Source organism: Streptomyces sedi, from assembly GCF_006335015.1.
In the GTDB taxonomy this organism is placed as follows: Bacteria; Actinomycetota; Actinomycetes; order Streptomycetales; family Streptomycetaceae; genus Streptomyces; species Streptomyces sedi.
Map to the genome: position 1 here is coordinate 545,618 of NZ_VDGT01000001.1, position 20,521 is coordinate 566,138.

Here is a 20,521-nt window from a genome sequence, read left to right on the forward strand (position 1 = left end):
CGGGGCGTGACGGACGTGGTCCTCGACGTGGTCTCCGCGGTGCTGATACTGGCCGGCGCCGGGTTCTGCCTGCTCAGCGGCATCGGCCTGGTGCGGTTCCCGGACACGGTCTCCCGGCTGCACGCCGCGTCCAAGGCGCAGACCCTCGGGGTGCTGCTGGTGGTGCTCGGCGCGGTCCTCCAGACCCCGGCGGGCAAGGCGCCCTCGCTGCTGCTGATCGCGCTGTTCTCCCTGCTCACGGCGCCGGTCACGGGCCATATCGTGGCCCGGATCGCCTACCGCACGGACGCGGTGGAACGCCGCAGGGTCGTCCTCGACGAGCTGGCGACCCGGCTCGTCGACGAGCACTCCCCCGACGACCGCCGCCGGGACGGCGGGGAGCCGGACGACCGGAGGCCGGACGACCGGGAGCCGCCGTCCCCCCGCTGAACGGGGTGGTCGGCGGCTCCCGGTGCGTTGCCGAGCGGTCGGAGCCGCGCGTCAGAGCCGCGCGGTGACGAACTGCTCGAAGCCCTGCACGCAGTCCCCGCAGTGCCCCTCGTGCACGACGCCCTCACACAGCTCGGGCCGGGGCCCGCCGTCCGGACTGGTCATGTCCTTGCCACACAGCGCGACCAGACTGGCCTTCGGCGTGACATGCCAGTTCCGGTGACCCTGCGCGTTCACTTCGGCTCGCATCTCATGCATCGCGGGAGCATCCTCTCGGCGGTTCACGGTTCTCATGGAAGGCGTGCCTCTACGTGTGGGCCGGTCGGCGGTGTGACCACCGTTTCGCCTCGCCCAGGTGGCAACGTCCCTTAAACCGTGACATAGGTGACCAAAGATCGCCTGTTGGGATGTATTGCCCTACGGAGCTCGGGTGAGGTAGGGCGCTCAGAGGTGAACGAGCCGCACCCCGTCACCGCGGAGTCGGAGCGCCACACGCCGACAGCCCACGTAGCCGGTACCGCACCGCAGTCGACCGCGACCCGCCACCCGGCATTCGCGCCGTTCCCCGCGCCCCCAAGCCCGCACCGGCCCAGCGTGGACCCGCACCGGACCGCACACGCCCACCCCAGCAGGGGCGCGGGGAACTGCGCGAGTAACCACACACCCGCCGCACGCCGACAGCCCACCTAGCCGGTACCGCACCGCGGTCGGCCGCGACCCGACCGGCAAGGTCAGTGCGCGCTGGTGCGGAGGGCGACGCGGCGGCCGTGGGTCGTGCCGTCCGTGACGCGGCGGTGTTCCTCGACGATGGCGGACAGCGGGCGGACCGCGGTGCGGCGGGAGGCGAGGCGGCCGGCGGACAGCAGCCGGTTGACCCCGACGGCCGCCTCGGCCAGCTCGTCGACCGTGGCCCGTGAGATCACGAACCCCCGCACCGTCAGGTCCCGCTGGTAGAACGCGGCCACCGGCAGCACCGGCCGGTCCCCTCCCCCCGCGCCGCCGGCCAGCAGCACCAGCCGGCCGCGCGGCGCCAGCACCTCGACCGCCCAAGCCAGGTCGTTGCGGCCGGCGGCGTCCACCACCAGCGCGGCGCCCCCCGGCGCCGCCCGCGCCACCGCGCCGGCCAGCGACGGGTCGCGGTAGTCCAGCACCTCGGCCGCGCCCAGCGCCCGGCAGTACTCCGCGTCCGCCGGCCGCGCCAGCGCCAGCACCCGCGCGCCCGCCTCGGCGGCGAACGCGACGACGGCGCCGCCCACGTTCCCCGCCGCGCCCACGACCACCACCGTCTCGCCGGGGCGCAGCCGCCCGTGGCGGAAGAGCGCCAGCCAGGCCGTGGCACCCGGGTGGAGCACCGTCACCGCCGCCGTCGGGTCGACGCCCGGCGGCAGCCGGTAGAGGCGGTCGACGGCGACCGCCGCGTACTGCGCCGCCGCGCCCTGCCGGCCGCCGTGGCCCAGGCTGTTGGTCCACACCGGCTCGCCCACCGTGAACCCGGTCGCCTCGCCGGCCTCGGCGACCGTTCCCACCGCGTCCCTGCTCAGCACCAGCGGCAGCGGCACCGGGGTGACGAAGGCGCCCGAACGCACCAGCGCGTCCACCGGGTTGACGGTCGTCAGCTCGACCCGCACCAGCACGTCCGTCGGCCCCGGCGCCGGGCGGGGCAGCAGGCCGATCCTGATCTCGCCCGGCGCACCGAGCCGTTCCACGAAGGCCGCTTCCATGGTTCCGATGCTGCCAGCAGCCGCCCCCGCCGACTCGCGCCGAGGGGGCAACCAGGTGATGATCACACCGTTCACTGACTTTTCGGTCGTAAGGGAAGGAACGGCGCATGGGCGTGCGCACCTGGATTCAGGACTGGCCGGTCTACCGGCAACTGACCGGGCAGGACCCGCGCGGCGCCGCCGCCCGTTCCCCGGAAACGGACGCGCTGCGCGCCCGCACCGAGTCCGCCGACCGCGTCGTCGACTCGATCTGCCCGTACTGCGCCGTCGGCTGCGGCCAGCGGATCTACGTCGAGGACGAACAGATCACCCAGATCGAGGGCGACCCCGCCTCCCCGGTCAGCAGGGGCCGGCTGTGCCCCAAGGGCGCGGCGACCCGCCAGATGGTCTCCTCCGACACCCGCGAGTACCGCGTCCGCTACCGGCCGCCGCACGCCACCGAGTGGCAGTCGCTCGACCTGGACACCGCGATGGACATGATCGCCGACCGGGTGATCGCCACCCGCCGCGACACCTGGCGCTGGGAGCAGGACGGGCGGCGCGTGGCACACACCCTCGGCATCGCGAGCCTCGGCGGCGCCGTGCTCGACAACGAGGAGAACTACCTGCTGAAGAAGCTCTTCACCGGCCTCGGCGTCGTCTCCGTCGAGAACCAGGCGCGGGTCTGCCACTCCTCCACGGTCGCCGGCCTCGGCACCTCGTTCGGCAGGGGCGGCGCCACCACCTTCATGCAGGACCTCCAGAACTCGGACTGCGTCGTCATCCAGGGCTCCAACTTCGCCGAGGCGCACCCCGTGGGCTTCCAGTGGGTGATGGAGGCCAAGGCGCGCGGCGCGACGATCATCCACGTCGACCCGCGCTTCACCCGCACCAGCGCCCTCGCCGACCTGCACGTCCCGATCCGCGCCGGCAGCGACATCGCGTTCCTCGGCGGGCTGATCCGCCATGTGCTGGAGGAGGAGAAGGACTTCAGGGAGTACGTGCGGACCTACACCAACGCGGCGACGCTGGTCGGCGAGGACTTCCGCGACACCGACGACCTCGACGGCCTCTTCTCGGGGCTCGACCCGGACACCGGCGCCTACTCCTCCGCCAGCTGGGCCTACGCCGGGACCTCGGTCCGCGCCCCCGCCGGCAGCCAGCGCGCCCAGCCCGGCGAGGCGATCGCCATGGCGAGCCGCGCCGGCGGCTCCGAGTCCCACGGCTCCGGCGGGCACGACGTGCCGACCGCCCCCGAACGCGACGAGACCCTCACCCACCCGCGCTGCGTCTACCAGGTGCTGCGCCGCCACTACGCCCGCTACACGCCCGAGATGGTCGAACGGGTCTGCGGCGTGCCGCCCGAGACGTTCCGCAGGGTCGCGGACGCGCTCACCGGCAGCTCGGGACCGGAGCGCACCGCCGCGTTCGTCTACGCCGTCGGCTGGACCCAGCACACCGTCGGCGCCCAGTACATCCGCGCCGCCAGCGTCCTCCAGCTGCTGCTCGGCAACATCGGCCGCCCCGGCGGCGGCATCCAGGCGCTGCGCGGCCACGCCAGCATCCAGGGCTCAAGCGACATCCCCACGCTCTTCAACCTGCTGCCCGGCTATCTGCCGATGCCGCAGGTCACCCACGACCCGGACCTGGCGTCGTTCGTCGACGCGGTCCGCACCCACAAGGGCTACTGGGCCGAGACCCGCGCCTACCTGGTCAGCCTGCTCAAGGCGTACTACGGGGACGCCGCCACCCCGGAGAACGACTTCTGCTTCGACCACCTGCCGCGCCTCACCGGCTCGCACAGCACCTACGACACGGTCCTCGCCCAGCTCGACGGCGCCTGCAAGGGCTACTTCCTGCTCGGCGAGAACCCGGCGGTCGGCTCGGCCAACACCCGGCTGCAACGCCTCGGCATGGCCAACCTGGACTGGCTGGTGGTCCGCGACTTCCAGCTGATCGAGTCCGCGACCTGGTGGCGCGACGGGCCCGAGGTGGAGAACGGCGAGATCTCCCCCGAGACCAACGGCACCGAGGTCTTCTTCCTGCCGGCGGCGGCGCACACCGAGAAGTCCGGCTCGTTCACCAACACCAACCGCTGGCTCCAGTGGCACCACGCCGCGATCGAGCCGCCCGACGACGCGCGCAGCGAGCTGTGGTTCGCCTACCACCTCGGCCGGATCATCCGCGAGAAGCTCGCCGACTCCGACGACCCGGCCGACCGGCTCTTCCTCGACCTGGCCTGGGACTACCCGCTGGTCGGCGCGCACCGGGAGCCGGACGCCGAGGCGGTGCTCGCCGAGATCAACGGGACCGGACCCGACGGCGAACCCCTCAGCGCCTACACGGAGTTGCGCGGCGACGGCTCCACCTCCTGCGGCTGCTGGATCTACTGCGGCGTCCGCGCCGACGGCGTCAACCAGGCGGCCCGCCGCCGCCCGCACACGGAGCAGGACTGGGTGGCCGCCGAGTGGGCCTGGGCCTGGCCGGCGAACCGCCGCATCCTCTACAACCGCGCCTCCGCCGCGCCCGACGGCCGGCCGTGGAGCGCGCGCAAGGCGTATGTCTGGTGGGACGAGGAGTCCGGCGACTGGACCGGCCACGACAACCCGGACTTCGTGCCCGGTTTGCGCCCCGACCATGTGCCGGACGAGCGGGCGAGCGGGGTGGCCGCGCTGCGCGGCGACGACCCGTTCGTGATGCAGGGCGACGGCAAGGGCTGGCTCTACGCGCCGGCCGGCCTCACCGACGGCCCGATGCCCAGCCACTACGAGCCGCAGGACTCCCCGTTCACCAACCCCCTGCACCCGGCGCACTCCCGCTCCCCGGTCCGCACCACCCACCCCAGGCCCGGCAACCTGTACCACCCGTCGGGCGACGAGCCGGGCGCGGCGGTCTTCCCCTACGTGGTGACGACCTACCGGCTGACCGAGCACTTCACGGCCGGCGGCATGACCCGCTGGTCGCCGTATCTCGCCGAGCTGCAACCGGAGTTCTTCTGCGAGGTCTCCCCCGAGCTGGCCGCCGAGCGCGGCCTGGAGCACCGCGGCTGGGCCACCGTCGTCACCGCGCGGGGCGCCGTCGAGGCGCGGGTGCTGGTCACCGCGCGGATGGCGCCGCTACGCGCCGACGGGCGGACCGTGCACCAGATCGGGCTGCCCTACCACTGGGGGCCCAACGGCCACACCACGGGCGACGCCGCCAACGAGCTGTCCTCCATCGCGCTCGACCCCAACGTCCACATCCAGGAGGTCAAGGCGCTGTCCGCCGACATCCGCCCCGGCCGCCGGCCGCGCGGGCCGGCGCTGCTCGAACTGCTCGCCGACTACCGCCGCAGGGCGGGCGTCACCACCGCCACCGGCACGGAGGTCTGACCGTTGACGACCGAACAGACGACCGGACAGACGACCGGGCAGACGACCGGAGAGACGACCGGACAACAGCCCCCGCGGGTCGGCTTCTTCACCGACACCTCCGTCTGCATCGGCTGCAAGGCGTGCGAGGTGGCCTGCAAGGAGTGGAACCTGGTCCCCGAGGACGGGCTCACCCTCACCGGCATGAGCTACGACAACACCGAGGCGCTCGGCGCCTCCACCTGGCGGCATGTCGCGTTCATCGAGCAGACCAAGCCGCTCGGCGGCCAGCAGGCCCACCAACCACACGCGGACCTCGACGTGTTGGCGCTCGCCGCGCGCGGCTCCGCCACCCCGGTCGACGAGGCGGCGATGACCCCGACGACGCCGGGGCCGCCGACCGCCGACGGGCGCACGGAGCTGCGTTGGCTGATGGCCTCCGACGTCTGCAAGCACTGCACGGAGGCCGCCTGCCTCGACGTCTGCCCGACGGGCGCGCTCTTCCGCACCGAGTTCGGCAGCGTCGTCGTCCAGCAGGACGTCTGCAACGGCTGCGGCTACTGCGTGCCGGCCTGCCCGTTCGGAGTGATCGAGCAACGCGAGGGCGACGGGCGGGCGTTCAAGTGCACCCTCTGCTACGACCGGCTCGGCGCCGGGCAGGAGCCGGCCTGCGCCAAGGCGTGCCCCACCGACTCCATCCAGTTCGGCCCGCTGGACGCGCTGCGCGAACGGGCCGAGCGGCGGGTCGCCCAACTCCACGCGGCCGGCGTCCCCGACGCCCGGCTCTACGGCGCCGAGCCCGACGACGGGGTCGGCGGGGCCGGCGCGTTCTTCCTGCTGCTGGACGAGCCGGAGGTGTACGGGCTGCCGCCGGACCCCAGGGTCACCACGCGTGACCTGCCCACCATGTGGCGGCACGCCGCGCTGGCCGCCGTCACCCTGCTCGGCGGGATCGCCGCCGCGCACCGCGTCTTCGGGAGGAAGCGATGAGCGAGGCACGAGTCACCCGCGACGGCCTGGAGGGCGTGCGCCCCGGGCGGGAGGCGCTCTTCGGCAACGGGCTCGACGGCGGGAGGCGGCGGGGAAGAGAACGACCGGTGGTGCCGCAGGCCGAGTTCACCTCCTACTACGGGCGGCCGGTGCTGAAGGTGCCCTCGTGGGAGGCGCGGGACATCGCCGGCTACATGTTCCTCGGCGGGCTGGCCGGCGCCGGCTCGGCGCTGGCCGCCGCCGCCCAGTTCACGGGGCGGCCGGCCACGGCGCGGGCGTTGAAGCTCAGCTCGCTGGGCGCGATCTCGCTGTCCACCGCCGCCCTCGTCCACGACCTGGGGCGCCCCGCCCGCTTCCTCAACATGCTGCGGGTCGCCAAGCCGACGTCGCCGATGAGCGTCGGCTCCTGGCTGCTCGCCGGCTACGGCCCGGCGGCCGGGCTGGCCGCGGCCAGCGCGGCGACCGGGCTGCTGCCGCGCCTCGGCACGGCGGCGACGCTGGCCGCCGCCGGGCTGGGCCCGGCCGTCGCCACCTACACGGGGGTGCTGCTCGCGGACACCGCGGTGCCCTCGTGGCACGAAGCCCACCGCGAACTCCCGCACCTGTTCGCCGCGTCCGCCGCCACGGCCGGCGCCGGCATGGCCCTGCTCGCCGGCCCCCGCCGGGAGAACGGGCCGGCCCGCGCGGTCGCGGCGCTGGCGGCCGGCGGTGAGGCGCTGGCGCTGCGCTCCCTGCTGACCAGCGCGGGGCACGCCGCCGAGCCCTACCGCACGGGCCGCCCCGGGCGGCTGCTCACCACGGCGAAACGCCTCGCGTTCCTCGGCACGGCGGGCGCCACGCTGCTCGCCGGCCGCAGCCGCACGGCCGCCGCCCTCAGCGGCGCCACCCTGCTGGCCGCCTCGGCCGCCACCCGCTTCGCCGTCTTCCACGCGGGCATCGCCTCCGCCCGCGACCCCAAGTACACGGTCCTCCCCCAACGCCTGCGCCTCCAGGCGGAGGCGGAAGCGGAAGCGGAAGCGACGGGCGCGGCGTAGCGGGGTTCGGCGGCCGGTCGCGTCACGCCGCCGTCGGCGCCCGCACCGCCTCCGCCGGGCCCGTGGCGCGGGCCGTCGCGACGAGGGCGTAGCCGAGGGCGAGGGTGGTGGCGGCGAGGGTGGCGAGGGCGGGGAGGAAGGTGGGGTCGGACGGGTCGAGGAAGGGGTAGATCGCGGCGTCCGAGAAGAGATAGACCACCAGGTAGGCCAGCAGCGCCCCGCCCCAGGTCAGCGGGTACCACCAGCGGGAGTCCCGCTGGCGGCGGCCCACGCAGAGCCAGTCGACGAGCGCGGCCAGCGGGGTGAGCAGGTGCTCGAAGAAGGACCAGGTCTCGTCGATGCCGCCGCCCATCGCCGTGAACCAGGTGACCATCACCACCAGCAGGCTGACCGACAGCAGCCCGCGCAGCCAGGCCGTGGGCGGCTCGGGGCGGCGCAGTGCCGCCGCCGTGAGGGTGGCGACGACGACCGCCGAGTAGCCGAGTGCCGCCGCGACGCTCGCCAGTTGGCTGAGTCCGAGCAGTGTGCCGCCGTCCGTCGCCCGGTAGCCGAGGACCGCGCAGACGACGATCAGCACCCGCCACAGCGTCTCGCCGAGGAGCGTTCCCGACGGGCGGTCGGAGGGGGAGGCCGGCGGGGCGGGGGCGGCGGGGCGCGGGCGCTGGTACGTCGGGGCGTGGTGCATCGGAGGGCGGGTCCTTCGGAGGGCGGTCCTTCGGAGGCGCGCGGGCGGTCTCTCGCTGGGGCGATCCCTCGCGGGCGCGACCTTACGAGCGTAGGACCGGAGGGGCCCCGGCGGGCGCCATGCGGGGCGCCTGCCACGGCCTTGTCGAGAAGGGGTTTCGAAGTTGTGACAGGGGCGGCTCCCCGGGCCGCCCCCGGCGGTCGGCTCAGGCCGTTCCGTCCCTCAACAGGCCCCGCACATAGGCCGCCTGCCCCACGTGCTGGAGGTCCTCGGCGACGAGGCTGACCAGCCGGACGCCGAGCGTCACCGGCGGGTTCCAACGGTCGTCGACGATCTCGGCGAGGTCGCCGATCTTCACCCTGTTGAGGTAGGAGACGGTGCGTTCGTGGACGCCGACGTGGTAACCGATCAGCAGCTCGGCCTCGGGCGCGCCGAGGGCGGCCACGTCCTCGGAGGTGTGGCCGAAGCCGGTGGCCTCGGTGGGGAACGGCAACGCGAAGCGTTCGGCCCAGCGGTCCCTGGTCCACACCTGCGCGCGCCCGGTGACCTCGGCGATGTGGTCGTCCTGCACCCGGGTGAGGTGCCAGACCAGCCAGCCGATCGGGTTGGCCCGGGGGCCGACGCGGGCGGCGATCTCCTCGGGGGTCAGCCCGGTGACGGTGGCCTCCACCTCCTCCCTGATCCGGTCGAAGGCGTCCACCAGCAGCTCGGTGCTCGCGTTCACGACGGGCTCCTCTCGGCTTCCGGTTCGGGCCGGAAACGGCGTCCGTGGGGCCGGGTCGGCTTCCGGGGTGGTGCGGAACGGGGCCCGGCACAGCGACTATGGCACCGCGCGCCGCCGCGCGCCGCCTCACACGACGGCGCGCCCCCCGGGTTTCCCCGGGAGGCGCGCGCGTGCGGGGGAAGGGGCGTCACTCCGAGGCGGCCCGCCGCAGCTGCGCCGCGAGGTCGGCCTGCGTCGCGCCCGCGCGGTCACCGCGTTCGGAACCGTCCAGCCGGGGCAGCAGCTGCGCCGTCAGCAGGGTGGCCAACGCGGAGGAGTCGCCGCCCGAGCCGGCGTCGGTGCGGACCACCACCGGCTGCGGGGCCTTGCCCGCCAGCTCGGCGCCGACCTCCAGCCGGCGCCTGGCCAACTCGTACTGGAGCACCGCGCGGTTGTCCCGGTACGCCTGCGCCAGCCTGCTCTGCGCCCTGGCCTCGTTCTCCGCCGCGATCAGCCCGCTGCGGCCCCTGGTCTCGATCTCGAACCTGACGCGCTGGGCGTTGGTCTCCTGCTTCTCCAGCAGCTGGGCGACCTGCTCGCGCGCGTTGTTCAACGCCGCGTTGACCTCGACGATCCGGGCGTCGCGCACCTTCTTGGCGCGTTCGATGTCCATGCCCAGCGCGTCGATCCGCCGCTTGCGGGTCAGGCCCCACTCCTGGTCGTAGGCGACGCGCTCCTTGGCGACCCGCTCGCGGGTGGCCAGGTGCTGCTGGTACTGGGCGGGGAGTTGGACGTCGGGGATGTTGCTGCCGGTGATCCGCACGCCGTAGCGGGAGAGCTGCCGGTTCAGCAGCTCCTGCATGTCGGCGACGTCCGAGCCGCGCAGGTCGTAGGCGCGTTCGGTGCTGATCTGTCGGGCGCGCTGCCGGATGGCGTCCTGCACGGCGCTGGAGAGGACCAGGTCGAAGTTGCCGGCGCCGATGATGCGGACGAAGAGCACCGCGTCGGTGATGCGGAACTTCAGGAAGAACTCGATCGACCGCAGCGGCACGTTCTCCCGCGTCGGGCACGCCATCACCGGCGCCGAGTAGGGGATCTCGGTCGACGTGTCGACCACGAACTCCACCCGCGACCAGGGGTGCCACAGGTAGTGGCGGCCCGGGTCGAGGGTCCTGACCACCGCGCCGTAGCGGGTGAGGATGCCGTTGGTGCCCTGCTCGATCTCGACGATCGAGGAGCGCCACCACCACAGCCCGCCCACGAGCAGCAGCAGCACGCCGGCGCCGTAGGCGGGCACGGCCAGCGCGTCGTAGGCGAACTCGCCGACGCCGGAGGCGTCCTGCAGGACCAGCATCACGCCGGTCAGCATGGCGAAGACACCCAGCCACAGCGGCGCCATCCACCAGAGGCGGCGGCGGTGGCGCGGGATGATGACGGGGGTCAGCGTTCCCGCGTCGCCGCCGCGCAGCAGCCGCGCCACGTCGCCCCAGGGGGCCACCGCCTCGGCGATGACCGAACGGTTTCCACGTGGCGTGCTCATGCGTCACCTTCCTCGTCGTCGCCGAAGGCCCGCCCGCCGAACGCGTCGGAACCGCCGGTGTCGCGGAACGCGCCTGCCGCGTCCGGCGCGTCGAACCCGCGCGGTTCGGCCGGCTCCCCGACGACCGGACCCGCGGCCGGGCCGCCGTCCTCCCCCGGCGCGGAAACGGTCGGCCGCGCGGCCTCCCGCAGCGCCTCGATCTCGGCCTGCCGGCCGGCGATCCGCTCGGCCACCTCGGGCAGCCTGGCCCGCACCGCCGCCATGTCGGCCTCGGTGAACAGCTCGGCGCCGCGTTCGCCCACCAGCTGGCGGGCCAGCGCCAGGAAGTCGACGCCGGTCGCGCCGTCCCCGTCCCGTTCGGCGCCGATCCGCACCAGCCGGGGCAGATGGTCGGCGACCTGCTCCAACGTGTCCAACACCTGCTGCTGGTACCGGTACTCCAGGATCTCCGGCGCCTCGGCCGCGGTCACCGCGCGGATGTCGAGCGCCTGGGCCTCCAGCAGCGCCGCGTTGGCCCGCGCCTCGGACTCGGCCATCACATAGCGCTCGCGGGCGAGCGCCTCGGCGCGGTTGGTCTCCCGCTCCACGGCGGTGTCCATCTGCGCCTGGTACTGGGCGATGTCGGCCTGGATCGCGGAGAGTTCCTCCTGCTGGGTGGCCAGCTCCTTGGTCAGGTCGCCCTCGTCCTGCTCCTTGCGGAGCTGGAGCGCGTACTCGTGGGTGTAGGCCTCCTTGGCGACCCGCACCATCTCGGGCGCCGCGAGGTCCATGCGGTAGCCGCGGTCGCTGGGCTCGGCGTGGGTGATGTTGGCGTTGGTCAGCGCGACGGCCGGCAGGAACTGCTGGTTGAGCTGTTCGAGCAGTCGCCCGGTGTCCTCGCCCACCATGTTGTAGATGCCGGCGGCCTCCTGCTCGTAGATGAGGCTGCGAATGGTCTCGCTGACCGCGTTGTTCAGCTTCTCCTGGAAGCCGCGCACCGCGCCCAGGGTGTAGACGAATTCCACCGGGTCGCTGATGCGGAACTGAATGAAGAGATCGATCGACGCCTTCACCCCGCTGCGCGTCGGTGCCTCACGGACGGGCGCGTTGAACGGGTATTCGCGGGTCGTGTTGATGATGTAGGAAACGCGCTTCCAGGGATTCAGCAGAATGATCCGGCCGGGGCCGACGACCTGTTCCAGCTTGCCGAACCTGGTGATCAGCGCGTGGCAGCCGTCGGGCACCATCACCATGCCCTGGCGCCACCAGACGAAGCCGAACGCCAGCACCACGATCACCCAGGAGTGGATGCCGAAGAGCGGGTTGGTCAGCACGTCGTCCGTGGCGGCGCCGACGACCAGCGTGCCGACCGCGACCACGACCAGCAGCAGGAGCACGGGGAACATGCTCAGCAGCGAACGGCCGCGCGGGATCACCATCGGGCAGATGACGTGCACGCTGCCCGAGCCGGCGCGGCGCTGCTCGCTGTGGTTCAGCGCCTCGCCGGCGTCGTCCAGTGCGACGGTCTTCTGCTCCATGATGGTGTCGGTCGCCGCACCGCCCTGGTCCTTGGCGGCGGGGAAGTCGTTCGGGTCCATCCCGTCTTCCCGACCGTTGTGCGCCGCGCCCCGCGTTCCGCCGTTCTCCGTCTCGCCGAGGCGGCTGTGGACCTCGCTCTGAACGGCGGCCCTGGGATCCGTTCCCTCGGTCACCGCGCGCGCGATTCTTCTCACGCTCTGGTTTCGCGCCACGAGTCCCCCCATCTTTTCCGTCGTGCCTGTGCGTCGTGCATACGCGTCGCACGTTTTCCGCCGTACGCGCGCCGGTCATTGGACACCATGACCGGCGCGGGGGAAAGGCGGGGCGGGAGATCGTTACAGGGTTAACGCTTCCGCGAACGCGGTGCGTGGCGCGGGATCAGCGCAGCGGGGCGGCGACGCCCGTCACGGCGTGCGGGGTGTACGGCTCGGCGAGATGGGCGATCTCCTCGTCGCTCAGGGTCAGTTCGGTCGCGGCGAGGGCGTCCTCGACATGGCCGGCGCGGGTGGCGCCCACGATGGGGGCGGTGACGGTGGGCTGGGCGAGCAGCCAGGCGAGCGCGACCTGGGCGGGCGGGACCTCGCGGCGGCGCGCGGTCTCCCGAACACGGTCGACGATCTCCCGGTCGCCCGGCTGGTAGAGCGTGCCGGTCATGGCGTCGGTCTCGGAGCGGGCGGTGGTCTCCTCCCAGGGGCGGGTGAGCCGGCCGCGCGCGAGGGGGCTCCAGGGGATGACGCCCACGCCCTGGTCGGCGCAGAGCGGCAGCATCTCGCGCTCCTCCTCGCGGTAGATCAGGTTGTAGTGGTTCTGCATGGAGACGAAACGGGTCCAGCCGTTGCGCTCGGCGGTGTGCTGCGCCTTGGCGAACTGCCAGGCCCACATGGAGGAGGCGCCGATGTAGCGGGCCTTGCCGGCCTTCACCACGTCGTGCAGGGCCTCCATGGTCTCCTCGATCGGGGTGTCCGGGTCGAAGCGGTGGATCTGGTAGAGGTCCACGTAGTCGGTGCCGAGGCGGCGCAGGCTGTGGTCGATCTCGCTGAGGATCGCCTTGCGCGACAGCCCGGCGCCGTTGGGTCCCTGGCGCATCCGGCTGAAGACCTTGGTGGCGATGACGACCTCGTCGCGGCGCGCGTACTCGGCGAGGGCGCGGCCGGTGATCTCCTCGCTGGTGCCGTCGGAGTAGACGTTGGCCGTGTCGAAGAAGGTGACGCCGGCCTCGACGGCCCGGCGGATCAGTGGCCGGCTGCTCTCCTCGTCCAGTGTCCACGGGTGCGCGCCGCGCTCGGGCACCCCGAAGCTCATGCAGCCGAGGCAGATCGCCGAGACCTCCAGGCCTGTCGTGCCCAGTCGTGTGTACCGCATCCTCGGCCTCCCGTCGGTCGTCGCGGCCGTGGTCGTTCCCGGCCGTGGCGGTGCCGATCCTAGGCGGCTGGAGTCCACACGAGGCAAGTCCGAGTCCGGGCGGCGGTACCGGACATCGCGCTCCCGGACATCACCATCGCCGACACAGCAGACATAGCTGACATGACGGACGGCGACGCGGTGGTCGGACCCGGCTGCCCGTTCGTCCTCAACGGCGGCCCGAGGGCCTCGCGTCGCACCGCTGAACCGCCATCCCGGCGCCCGCGGGCCCGCGGGCACCGGCCTCGGTCTGTCTCACGGGCCTCCTACCCCACCGGGTCCCAGAGGCCGACGCCCCGACGCTCCTCCCCCGCTGCCACCCGCACGCGCCCGTCCACCTCCACCACCGCGACATCCACGATCGCCTCACCCGAGGGAATCCGGCTGCTCCTGACCAACCGCCCGTCAGCGTTACTCTCCGTCATGTCCCCGACGCTAGCCGACGGCTCTGACAACGCGCTCCGTGACGACCTCAGCCCAGGGTCGGGGCCGACTCGCGCCAGGTGGGGAGGAGTTCGTCGAGCAGGCCCTCCGTCTGGGCGGGCAGCGGGGTGGCCGGGCCGAAGAGCTGGCCGTGGTGGGCGACCAGCCAGGCGACGGCGCCGGTCAGCCACTCGGCGCGGCCCGTCGCGTGGGCGGAGCGCAGCAGTTCGTTCCAGAGCCGCTCGTCCGTGGGCGCCGCGGCCAGCGCGGAGCGGACGGCGGCGTAGGCGGCCTCGCCGTCGCCCGCCGCGCGGTGCTCCCCGGCCAGGGTCAGCGCGATCTCGGCGACCAGCAGCGGGTACTGCGCGTCCACGATCTCGTGCTCCAGCCAGCCGAAACCGGCACCGGCCTCCCGCTGTTCGCCCAGCGGCGCGCCGCGCGCCAGCGCCAGCGCGTCCGTCAGCTTGCGCATCCGGTCCGCCGGGCGGCCGGCCTCCGTCGGGTTCTCGCTGACCAGCACCTGGTGGTGCAGGGTGCGCAGCACGTCCCAGTCGGAGAGCACGTCGTCGGTCAACGCGAGGCGCCCGTCCGGCTCGACCCGCAGCCGGGGCCGGCCGGTCTCGTCCGCGCCCAGCCAGCGCGCGAGCCGTTCGACCAGCGCGTCCCGCGGCTCGTCGCCGCCGCCGCGCGGCCACAGCGCCGAGCCCAGCACGCGCGGGTGGACGCCCTCGCGGTGCAGCGCCAGCAGCGCCAGCGCCTCGCGCAGCCGCGCCGCGCGCTCCGCGTCCGGCGGCGCCTCAAGGCCGGTGATCTCCAGCCCGCCCAGCATCCGCACATACACGCCGGGACGCCCACGGCCCAGGTCGACGGTGGGCCCACCGGCCGGCGCCGGTGCGGCGTCCGCCCCGGTCAGGCCGGTGAACAGCTCCACGACGGCGGCCCTTCGCGCGGCGGGCAGCCGTTGCGCGGCCAACGTCAGCCCCATCTCCGGCTCGCTGAGCGTGCCGTCGGGCGCGATCTCGAACTCCCAGGCCGCGCCGGGAATCTCGGCCCGTTCGACGCCCAGCAGATAGCCGATGCCCAGCTGGTCGGAGGTGACGGCCAGCGCGGCGAGGCGTTCCGACTCCTCCTCGGTGGGCGTGGCGCCCACCACGACCAGGTGCGGCGCCCACTGCTGCTGGCGCGCGGGCCCCGTCCTGCCGCTGAGCAGCGACTCGTGGCCCGAGTGGCGCAACGCGCCGCGCCGCAGCCCGGTCTCGGTCTCCATCACCTCCAACAGGCCGGCGATGTCGTCGAGATGGCGCACCCGGGTCGGCGCAAGCGCGGTCAGCTCGGGCGCGAAGCCGACGAGGGTGACCGTCATCCGGTCCGACCAGCCGCTGGTCGCCAGCTCTGCGGCGATCGAGGAGAGCACCGCCTCCCGGTCTGCCGGCGCGCCGCGCACGGCGACGATGCCGGGAACGGCCTCCAGGTTGAGCAGCAGCCGCAGCTCCTCCCGCATCCCGAGGCTGACCAGGCCCGGGTAGGGGGCCTCCGCTTCGGGGGCGGCCTCGGTGTCGTCGGGGAGTTGGGCGCGTTCCACCGTCCAGTACGTCTGGTCCGGCCCCTGCGTCCAGGGCGCCGGCGGGCGGCCGACCGGCCCCGCGAGCTGGAGGTGGAGCGCGGTGGGGCCGAGCCAGGCGGCGTAGACGGCCGGCAGCGTCCGGCCCTCGCCGGCCAGCACGGCCGACAGCAGCCGCAACGCCCGGTCGAGAAACGACACCTGCTCGGGGGCGGCGCCGACCAGCAGCGCGTCCCTGGCGTCCTGGCCGCGCGGCGACCGGGGCGCCAGGTCGTCGGCGACGGAACGCGGCAACGTGCCGGCCGCCGCCTGCCACAGCGCGGCGCGCCGGGAACGCCCCAGCGCCATCAGCAGCCCGGCCGCCAACAGCGGCGCGGCGACCAGCGCTTCGGGCAGCCCGGGCGAGGAGTCGGCGGCCTCGGAGGCTTCCGCGTCGCCCGCCTCTGCGGGTCCGAGCGACGCCGGCAGGTCGGCGGCGCCGCCGCCCGGGCCGACGGGCTGCGCCCCCTCCGTGCCCTTGGCGCCGGGCGCCGGCCGGTTGTCGGCCTCGCCCGGACCGGCCGACGACTCCGACGCCTCCGAGGCGTCGTCGCCCGTGGCGTCACCCGTCGCGCCGTGCCGGTCGAACGCGGCCGACTCGTCGGCGCTCGCCTCCTCGCCCGGCAGCGTGACCAGTTCGCCGCCCTGCGCGTCGGCCGGCATCTGGAGAACCCAGCCCGGCCTCACCAGGCTGGCCTCGGTCAGCCGCGAACCGTCGGGCTGGAGGCGGTCCTTGTTGAGCTGGAAGATCTCCTTGTACCGCATCCCCTCGCCCAGGTGCCGCTCCGCGATGCCCCAGAGGGTGTCGTGGTGGCGGCCCTCCGGCGGCTGGATGCGGTAGTACAGGGCGTCGCCGGCCTCGGCCTCCCCGCCGGAGGTGGTGCGCGGCCCCGTCCCTGCCGGGTCGGCCGGGTCGACCTTGCGGTCGTCGGCCTCGTACGCCGCCGGTGCGGCCGTGGACCCGGCGCCCGGCAGCAGCTGCGCCTCGGCCACCACCCGCCCCTGCCCCGGCGCCTCGTGGGTCTCGCCCAACTGGCTGAGCCCCGGCGTCAACGAGGCCGCGGCGGAGGTCAACAGCAGCACGGCGCCGACCAGTTGCCGCGCCAGCAGCTGGCTGGGCCCCGCGCCCGGCACCCGGCGCGGGATGCCGACGCCGGAGACCGCGGCCCACACCTCGACCAGCACGCAGGCGGTGAACTGCGCCCAGGCCACCCACACCAGCACGGCGAGCACCCGCACGAAGGTGCCGGTGTCGATCTCCTCGGTCAGCATCTCCAGGCTGGGCACGGTGCGCGGCAGGGGCCAGCCGACGAGGGTGGCCAGCGACAGCGGCACCCCGACCACCAGGCAGAGCAGCGCGAGCGCGGCGACCAGCGCCAGCAGCACCTCGCGCGGTCCACGCCTGCCCCGCACCGGGACGGGCGTCCGGTTCCCCGGAACGGGCGGTGGTGTGCGGGCCATGGCGGTTGCTCCCGGGGTCGGACGGAACGGCTTGCTGGATCGGCCTGTCGGAACGGCCTGTCGGAACGGAACGGCGGTGTGGAACGGCGGTGTGGAACGGGGTCGTGCGGGCGGTGCTCAGCCGACCTGGGCCTCGGCGGTCGCCTCGCCCCAGACGGTGAGCGGTCGGTCGTAGACGATGCCGGTGAAGACCGGGCGGTAGGTGAGCCTGATGCGGACGGTGACCTGGTTCTCGGCGGCCTCGGAGCACTCGGCGGCGGCGATGTCGGAGGCGTCCATGCCGACGGACTCGGCGTACTCGGCGACCCGGTTGGCGCAGTTGCCGAAGTTGATCGGGGCCGGCGCGACGCCCTCGCGCAGCGCCCCCTCGTCGAGGTCCTGCGCGGCGTAGCGGGCGGCCTGTTCGGCGATGTCGGCGGCGCGTTCCCGTTGCGCGATGGACAGCCCGCCGTCGACGACGAACGCGGCCAGCGCCAGCACCACCACGGCGAAGAAGATCACCACGATGGCGCCCGAGCCCCGGTCCCCCTCCCGACGTGCCACCGGCCGGCGCGCCAGCCCCCTGAGCCTCGTCATCCCGACCTCCGGAACGGGTCGATCGGCGAGCTGGACCGTCCGGAGAGCGTGGATTCCAGCCCGATGCCGAGCATGTCCAGGCCGCGCACCCGGCAGCTGACCTCGACGCCGAAGAGCGAGCCCGGCTCGTGCCCGCCGGGAGTGGTGCGCTCGACGCGCACCGAGCCGCCGACGCAGACGTCGCCGAGCTGGCCCTCTGCCGCGTCGGCCGCGGCGCTCATCGCGGCGTCGGTGGAGCGCTCCAACGAGCCGGCGCGCGCGGCGTCCCTGGCCGCGCCGTTGACCGCGTTCCGTCCCGACACCTGCTGACCGAAGCCGACCAGCAGCAGAATGAAGACGATCATCAGCGGTGCGAGCAGGACCACTTCGAGCGAGGACATGCCTCGGTCGCCCGCCGCCCGACCCTCGCGGTCGGGGCTCGGGCGCCCTCGCGCGTCCCCAGCCATCTCACCCTCCATCCGGCACGAAGCGCTCGATCGGCCCCTCGGAGGCCGCCGTCACCGTCAGATCCACTCCGGGCAGGATCGACGGCACCCGCCCCTCGACCTCGACGCGCACCGTGAACGCCCCCGGCTGGCTGCTCACCACGTCCGGCCTGGACAGGAAGAGCCCGGGGCCCAACTGCGCGACATAGTCGTGCGCCTTGTCCTCGGCCGCGCGGCGCCACCCGGCGGGGTCGGCCTCCGCCTGGGCCCGCGCCGTGCGCGCCCCGGCCTGCGCCGCGGCCTTCGCCACGTGCTCGGCGAAGGAGTACATCGCGAACTGCACCGCGCCGAAGATCATGAAGAACATCACCGGCGTGAGAAAGACGAACTCGATCGCCGAACTCCCCCGGTCCCCCGCGCGCACCACCGAGCCGCCCCGGTCGGCGCCCTCGGCCACACGGCGGCGCAGAAAGCCCACCAGCCGCCGCATCGCAGGCACGCCCTAGCAGTTGGCGTAGTTCTGGGCGCCCTCGATGCAGTCGCCGACGCTCTCCGCGCGGTCGTCGAGGGCGTTCATGATCACGGCGGCGACGCCGGCCACGATGCCGACCACCACGGCCGCGATGATCACCCACTCGATGGCCGAGGCACCCCGGTCCAACTCGCCCGACCTGGCCCTCGCCAGCCGGGTGCGCAGAAACCCGATCAGATAGTCAGTCGCCGGATGGCGCACCATGGCATTACCTCCACACTTCGTCGCTCGACCCCGTCACGCCTGGAAGACGCGCATCCCGGCCGGAAAGATCAGAAAGATAAGGAAACCCATACAGAGCAGAAGCTGAGCGATCAGCATCGACTGGGACTTCTCGCCCGCGCTCCCCTCGATGTCGGCGAGTTCCCTGTGCCGCATCGTCTCAGCCCGCGCCGACAACGAGGCCCGCACCTTGGCGCCGTCGTCCGCGACCAGCGCCAACGACGTGGACAGGTCCTTCAGCTCGTCCACACCCACCTCGTCGCCCAGCCGCCCCAGCGCCTGCCACTGGGTGAGCCCGGTGATCCGCGCGTCCGCCAACGCCGTCTGGATGCGCCGCAGCGCCCAGCCGTCGCTGACCTCGGCCGCCGCCTTCAACGCCTCCGGCAGGCCGCGCCCGCCGGCCAGGCTCATCGCCACCAGGTCCAGATAGGCCGCCACCACCCGGCGGAAGTCCCGCCGCTTCGCCTTCGCGTCCCGCCGCACCTCCAGGTCCGGCAGGAAGAAGAAGCCGGCGGCGAACGCCAACGCCAGCCACACCGGCACCACGGGACTGCTGCCGAAGCCGAGCAGCCACGCCATCGAGAAGACGAACGGGCCGAAGAACAGCCCCAGCGCCGCCAGCACCACCTTGTTGGCGAGGAACCCCTCCCAGGTGCGGTCCAGCAGCGCCAGATCGGCCCGCAACGAACGCTGCTCCCAGCCGCGTTGCAGATACAGCTCCGCCACCCGGTCGCCGATCCTGGCCTGGAGCCGGTCCCGGCGCCCCGCGCCCGGCTCGCCGGCCCCCGGCGCCGAGGGCGCCGACGGGGCGAACCCGCCGAGCCCGCCGCGCGCCCGCATCTCGTCGATCCGCGCCACCGTCGAGACCGGGCCGCGCCGGCTCGGCAGCAACGCCCGCACCAGCGCGTACAGGCCCAGGCCGAAGACCGCGCCCACCACGACCGCCCCGGTCACCGTCGAGTCCATCACCGGCCCGCCCCCCTCTCGAAGCCGCCCGGCAGCCGGGCGTCCGGCACCCCGCCGGCCCGGTCGCGTTCCCGCAGCGCCTCGACCGGCTCGCCGCGCGCCAGAAAGCGCTCCGGCGTCTCGATCGTCGACAACCGCCGCATCCACCAGAAGCCCAGCCCGAACAGGCCGCAGACCACGGCGAGCACCGCCTGGCCCAGCGGATCGCCGAACGGCTCGACAAAGCCCGGGTTGAAGATCGCGAGCCCCAGCGGGAACGCCACGCTCACCCCGACCACGATCTGCACGCTCCGCCGCGTCGAGGCGCGCTGCGCCATCACCCGCTGCCGCATGTCGACCTCCTCACGCGCCGACTTGGCCAGCGCGCCCAGCACCTCCCGCAGCCCGGGGCCGCGCAGCCTCGCGTTGAGGATCAACGAGGCGATGATCACGTCGGCCGACGAGTCGTCCAGCTCGTCCGCGAACTCCTGGAGCGCGTCTGGCAGCGGCGTGCGCGCACGCAGCCGGTCCACCAGGTTGTTCAACGGGCCGCGCAGCGCCGGCGACGCCGCGCGCGCCGAGGAGGGGATCGCCTGCTCCAGACCGACCGCGCCGGCGATCGTGTCGCGCAGCGACTCCGTCCAGCCGGCCAGCGCCTCCACCCGGCGCATCGCCGCACGCTCCTCGGCGGCGCCGCCGAAGAGCTGGTTCCACATGAACGCCAGCAGCGCCGTCGCCAGCGCCGCGATCGGCCACCGCGTCAGCAGCAGCACCGCCACCGCCGTCGCCACCGCGATCGTGCCGCGCCGCCCGAAGAACGCCGCCAGCTCCGAACGCCGCCGCTGCCGCGCCGCGCGCTCCTCCGCGCTCGTCGGCGGCAGCCCGCGCAACGCCACCACCAGCAGCGCGAGTCCACCGCCCACCGCGACCCCGCAGAGCAGGCCGAGAAGCGTGGTCACCGAGAACAGGCCGCCCGAGACCGTCACC

19 protein-coding genes are annotated in these 20,521 nt (G+C 74.0%); 4 read left to right on the forward strand and 15 right to left on the reverse strand.

Annotation, left to right across the window (positions count from 1 at the left end; genetic code table 11):
- Positions 1 to 6 precede the first annotated feature (6 nt).
- A complete protein-coding gene (gene mnhG, locus FH715_RS02185; protein ID WP_246108490.1) occupies positions 7 to 429 on the forward strand; it encodes a monovalent cation/H(+) antiporter subunit G in 423 nt (140 codons plus the stop codon).
- 51 nt (positions 430 to 480) lie between these two features.
- Here mnhG and FH715_RS02190 read toward each other — a convergent pair whose 3' ends face one another.
- On the reverse strand, positions 481 to 687 hold the full coding sequence (locus tag FH715_RS02190; RefSeq protein WP_139640253.1) for a hypothetical protein: 207 nt from the start codon (positions 685 to 687) through the stop codon (positions 481 to 483).
- 473 nt (positions 688 to 1,160) lie between these two features.
- Complete coding sequence (locus FH715_RS02195; protein ID WP_139640254.1) at positions 1,161 to 2,150, reverse strand: zinc-binding dehydrogenase; 990 nt, start codon at positions 2,148 to 2,150, stop codon at positions 1,161 to 1,163.
- 107 nt (positions 2,151 to 2,257) lie between these two features.
- On the opposite strand from FH715_RS02195, the gene fdh reads away from it, so the two are divergent.
- The 3 genes from fdh to nrfD are packed head-to-tail and all read left to right on the forward strand — an operon-like array spanning position 2,258 to position 7,503.
- Positions 2,258 to 5,500, forward strand: a complete 3,243-nt coding sequence (fdh, locus tag FH715_RS02200; RefSeq protein ID WP_139640255.1) for a formate dehydrogenase — start codon at positions 2,258 to 2,260, stop codon at positions 5,498 to 5,500.
- Positions 5,501 to 5,503: 3 nt separating this feature from the next.
- Complete coding sequence (locus FH715_RS02205; RefSeq protein WP_139640256.1) at positions 5,504 to 6,469, forward strand: 4Fe-4S dicluster domain-containing protein; 966 nt, start codon at positions 5,504 to 5,506, stop codon at positions 6,467 to 6,469.
- Complete coding sequence (nrfD, locus tag FH715_RS02210; RefSeq protein WP_139640257.1) at positions 6,466 to 7,503, forward strand: NrfD/PsrC family molybdoenzyme membrane anchor subunit; 1,038 nt, start codon at positions 6,466 to 6,468, stop codon at positions 7,501 to 7,503. The genes FH715_RS02205 and nrfD overlap by 4 nt, the downstream gene beginning before the upstream one ends.
- A gap of 22 nt (positions 7,504 to 7,525) precedes the next feature.
- Here the strand turns inward: nrfD and FH715_RS02215 are convergent, their stop codons facing one another.
- The 13 genes from FH715_RS02215 to FH715_RS02275 form a co-directional block, all read right to left on the reverse strand.
- Positions 7,526 to 8,188 (reverse strand): hypothetical protein, encoded by a 663-nt coding sequence (locus FH715_RS02215; RefSeq protein ID WP_139640258.1) that lies wholly within the window; start codon positions 8,186 to 8,188, stop codon positions 7,526 to 7,528.
- Positions 8,189 to 8,393: 205 nt separating this feature from the next.
- A complete protein-coding gene (locus tag FH715_RS02220; RefSeq protein ID WP_139640259.1) occupies positions 8,394 to 8,912 on the reverse strand; it encodes a mycothiol transferase in 519 nt (172 codons plus the stop codon).
- A gap of 187 nt (positions 8,913 to 9,099) precedes the next feature.
- Positions 9,100 to 10,431, reverse strand: coding sequence for an SPFH domain-containing protein (locus FH715_RS02225; RefSeq protein ID WP_139640260.1), 1,332 nt, complete (start codon positions 10,429 to 10,431; stop codon positions 9,100 to 9,102).
- Positions 10,428 to 12,173, reverse strand: coding sequence for an SPFH domain-containing protein (locus FH715_RS02230; RefSeq protein WP_211367383.1), 1,746 nt, complete (start codon positions 12,171 to 12,173; stop codon positions 10,428 to 10,430). Before FH715_RS02230 ends, FH715_RS02225 begins: the two co-directional genes overlap by 4 nt.
- Positions 12,174 to 12,327: 154 nt before the next feature.
- Entirely contained in the window at positions 12,328 to 13,311 is a 984-nt protein-coding gene (locus tag FH715_RS02235; protein ID WP_139640262.1) for an aldo/keto reductase, read from the reverse strand.
- A 305-nt stretch (positions 13,312 to 13,616) separates the two neighbouring features.
- Positions 13,617 to 13,775 (reverse strand): hypothetical protein, encoded by a 159-nt coding sequence (locus FH715_RS28015; RefSeq protein ID WP_170184601.1) that lies wholly within the window; start codon positions 13,773 to 13,775, stop codon positions 13,617 to 13,619.
- 47 nt (positions 13,776 to 13,822) lie between these two features.
- Complete coding sequence (locus FH715_RS02245) at positions 13,823 to 16,834, reverse strand: BTAD domain-containing putative transcriptional regulator (protein ID WP_139640263.1); 3,012 nt, start codon at positions 16,832 to 16,834, stop codon at positions 13,823 to 13,825.
- Positions 16,835 to 16,951: 117 nt separating this feature from the next.
- Complete coding sequence (locus FH715_RS02250; RefSeq protein WP_139640264.1) at positions 16,952 to 17,410, reverse strand: pilus assembly protein TadG-related protein; 459 nt, start codon at positions 17,408 to 17,410, stop codon at positions 16,952 to 16,954.
- Positions 17,407 to 17,856, reverse strand: coding sequence for a TadE/TadG family type IV pilus assembly protein (locus FH715_RS02255; protein ID WP_139640265.1), 450 nt, complete (start codon positions 17,854 to 17,856; stop codon positions 17,407 to 17,409). Before FH715_RS02255 ends, FH715_RS02250 begins: the two co-directional genes overlap by 4 nt.
- Before the next feature lies 1 nt (position 17,857).
- Entirely contained in the window at positions 17,858 to 18,325 is a 468-nt protein-coding gene (locus FH715_RS02260; RefSeq protein ID WP_139640408.1) for a TadE family protein, read from the reverse strand.
- 12 nt (positions 18,326 to 18,337) lie between these two features.
- Complete coding sequence (locus FH715_RS02265) at positions 18,338 to 18,571, reverse strand: hypothetical protein (RefSeq protein WP_122399581.1); 234 nt, start codon at positions 18,569 to 18,571, stop codon at positions 18,338 to 18,340.
- Positions 18,572 to 18,604: 33 nt separating this feature from the next.
- Complete coding sequence (locus tag FH715_RS02270; RefSeq protein ID WP_139640266.1) at positions 18,605 to 19,555, reverse strand: type II secretion system F family protein; 951 nt, start codon at positions 19,553 to 19,555, stop codon at positions 18,605 to 18,607.
- A complete protein-coding gene (locus FH715_RS02275; RefSeq protein WP_139640267.1) occupies positions 19,555 to 20,520 on the reverse strand; it encodes a type II secretion system F family protein in 966 nt (321 codons plus the stop codon). The genes FH715_RS02270 and FH715_RS02275 overlap by 1 nt, the downstream gene beginning before the upstream one ends.
- Between the last annotated feature and the right edge of the window lies 1 nt (position 20,521).